The following is a 2,587-nucleotide window of genomic DNA, read 5'->3' on the forward strand; positions in this document are numbered from 1 at the left end:
GAGGCGGACTTCATCCTGCTCTTCGGTCAGTATGCACCCGACGTTGCACGAACGCGCAACGTCGGTCCGCATTGGTACAAGGACATGACTCTCTTGTTCACCAACCATGAGATGAAGGAATTGATATCCAACTGCCGCACCGTTGGAGGCAAGGAGGACCGGATGTTTGGATTCGGCTTCGATGACGATTCAAAGATTGTCCAAGTGCGGGGTGACGCCGGCCGGGAACAAAGGGATTTCACCTCATACCTTTTGACCAATCGTCTGGACCTGCTTCGCAACGCACTTGATGCATAACGAAACAGCCCTCCCCGCATGAAGCGAAGGAGGGCTGCACCCGAACCCGAGGCCTGCGCCCCAGGAAATCAGAACACCAGCGCGAGGGTAAGCTTGTGCGCGGTGAGGTTGCCAGCATCGGCCTGGGTGGCTGCGGTGGCACGAAGGTGGCGGCGGGCGCTGGAAGGCAGACGCACGCGGCGAGTGGCAGCGGCGGAGCCAATGCCACCGCTTCCGGTGACCACCAGTGCGGCAAGCTCGGGAATGGCGGCAAACGACTCACCGTCCTCCGAATCCTCCAAGGCCACGCTCACCGTCTTGGCATCGGCGAGTTCGGGAAGCGCGGGCAGTGCCAGTTCCACCTCGAACTGGTGTTCGTCGGGCGGTGTCTGGGTCAGGTCGAGCGGCGTGGTGGACACCGAAGCGCCTGCGGCGGCAAGCGCGACGGACTGCGTGAGTTGGGCGTCTTTGAGCGAGTGCATGATGGTTCAGTGGGGGATGAAGGTTGGATCACGCCTCGTCGTTGGCGATAGAGGCCGTGCGGATGATCGGGATGCCCTCCCATTCGGTGGGTAGCGGCGCGGGAGTGCCGTTGGTCGTGGTGGCCGTGCGGCTGTTGCGCAACTGCTCACGGGAGCGGCCGTTCATGAAGATGTGCGTGGGTTCCATGCCGAACTCCGTGAACTTCTCGTAGGCCGAGTAGAGAATGGTGTCGTTGAGCATCTTTTTGCCCGCACCGGTTTCCTCGACGTTCTTGACGCGCACAGCACAGTTCTTGTTGGCCAGACGCATGCCAATGCGGCCCGTCATCCAGTTGGTGTAGGCCTTGTAGGGATTGCCTTCCGTATCATAGACGGTTTCCAAATCCCACACGTCCTGAAGGCGGATGGTCTGGTTGTTGCCAAAGAGAAACTCGACGCACTCGCGGCCCAGGCGCAGGAACCACACCGAGGTCTTGGAGGCGGCCCCGCCCGCGTCGACCACATGGGCGGCATCCGCCTTGGCCTGTGCGAGCAAGCCGGGGAAGCCCTTGCTGTCGTTGCCCGTGCCGTAATAGAACTGCGAGCCGATGTACTGCATGGACGCCTCCATCACGCCGGAGGCATGGTTTTCGAGCAGGCGACCACGGTCGCGCGCACCATCGACGACCTGTGCATCCACGGCGATCTGGTGATCGAGGATGTGGGTCTGGAAGGTGCGCGTTTCGTAGCTGGACTTGCTGCGTGCGACGCCCTCGTTGGCATTGCGGAAACGCACGGAGGGCAGGCCGGTGCGCACCGTAAGCTCCATCGTGGTGCCGAGGATGGTGTCGGCAGGGACCACGGCGAGTTCAGGAGCCAGTTTGACGGCTTCCTCAATGAGCGGATAACCGATGCCAGCGTCGAGCTTGGCGATGTCGAGAAGAGTGGGTACCATGGGGATGCAGATGAGTGAGAGGTTTTGGAAATGGGATCAGGCCTTGGTGAACTGGCGGTTCCACTGCTCGGCGGCGGTGGTGGGTTTGGTGTCACCCGCAGGAGTGATCTTGGCCGGCACCTGCGTGCCCATTTCAGCGGCAATTTGCGCGGCCTTGATCGCGGCCCGCTTGTCGAGATCCTGCTCCCGGGCGGTGAGATCACGCACTTGGGTTTCGAGTTCGCCGCTGCGCTTGGTGAAGCGCTCCACATCAGCCTGGGCAGCGACGAGCTGGCCTTTGAGCGTGTCACGCTCCGTGCAGGCCTGCTGCAGAAGAGCCTGATGCTCCTGCTCCTTGGAGAGGAGTGTGGCTTTGAAGGTTTCGACCTGGGTGGAGGCTTCAGTCATCAAGCCCTCGCGGGCCTTGGCATCGGCTTCCAGTGTTTGAATGCGCGCGAGCGCCTCACTGAGTTGTTCTTCGACGGTTTTCATCGGGGTGGATGCCTGGGATCGCGTGTCAACTCGGGCCGCCTGCATGGAGCGCAGCCGACTGATCACCTCGTCACGACTCCGGACCATGCCGGCCAGGTTGAGGCGCTGGGCGTTGCGAGCGCTGAAGCTCTGACCTTCCATCGCGCTGTCCGGAATCTTGCGGCCCCGTGCCAGCACAGCGGCCTTGAACTCGGCAGCGATTTCCTCAATGTCGGATTGAATGAGCGTGCGCTGATCCTCGGTGAGCGGCACCCCCGGCGTGGCCATGCCCTTGAACCTGCCCGCCGCAAATACTTCCACCTTCAGGCCTTCGCTGCGGAACTTCTCGGTGCTGTCGATGAACGGCAGCATCACGCCGATGGAACCAACGCGGGCGCTTGGCGTGGAGTAGATGGCGTCACACTGGGAGGCGATCCAGTAGGCC

General features: G+C 62.2%; 4 protein-coding genes. 1 reads left to right on the plus strand and 3 read right to left on the minus strand.

Annotated elements, in window-relative coordinates:
* On the plus strand, positions 1-297 hold a 297-nt coding region (locus KDL09_RS15715), incomplete at its 5' end, for a hypothetical protein (protein WP_294387039.1).
* A gap of 68 nt (positions 298-365) precedes the next feature.
* Here the strand turns inward: KDL09_RS15715 and KDL09_RS15720 are convergent.
* From KDL09_RS15720 to KDL09_RS15730, 3 genes are all read right to left on the minus strand, one after another.
* Positions 366-758 carry a hypothetical protein gene (locus tag KDL09_RS15720; RefSeq protein WP_294387042.1) on the minus strand — a complete coding sequence of 131 codons (393 nt, stop codon included), beginning with the start codon at positions 756-758 and terminating at the stop codon, positions 366-368.
* Between the two features lie 28 nt (positions 759-786).
* Complete coding sequence (locus tag KDL09_RS15725) at positions 787-1,692, minus strand: major capsid protein (protein ID WP_294387045.1); 906 nt, start codon at positions 1,690-1,692, stop codon at positions 787-789.
* A 36-nt stretch (positions 1,693-1,728) separates the two neighbouring features.
* Positions 1,729-2,587 (minus strand): S49 family peptidase (locus KDL09_RS15730; RefSeq protein WP_294387048.1); only part of this gene is annotated, 859 nt, incomplete at its 5' end.

Origin of the sequence: Prosthecobacter sp., from assembly GCF_020439865.1 — a bacterium.
Classification (GTDB): domain Bacteria; phylum Verrucomicrobiota; class Verrucomicrobiia; order Verrucomicrobiales; family Verrucomicrobiaceae; genus Prosthecobacter.

Coding starts and splice junctions, on each gene's coding strand:
- KDL09_RS15720 (WP_294387042.1), bottom strand. CDS start 758: ATGCACTCGCTCAAAGACGCCCAACTCACGCAGTCCGTCGCGCTTGCC.
- KDL09_RS15725 (WP_294387045.1), bottom strand. CDS start 1,692: ATGGTACCCACTCTTCTCGACATCGCCAAGCTCGACGCTGGCATCGGT.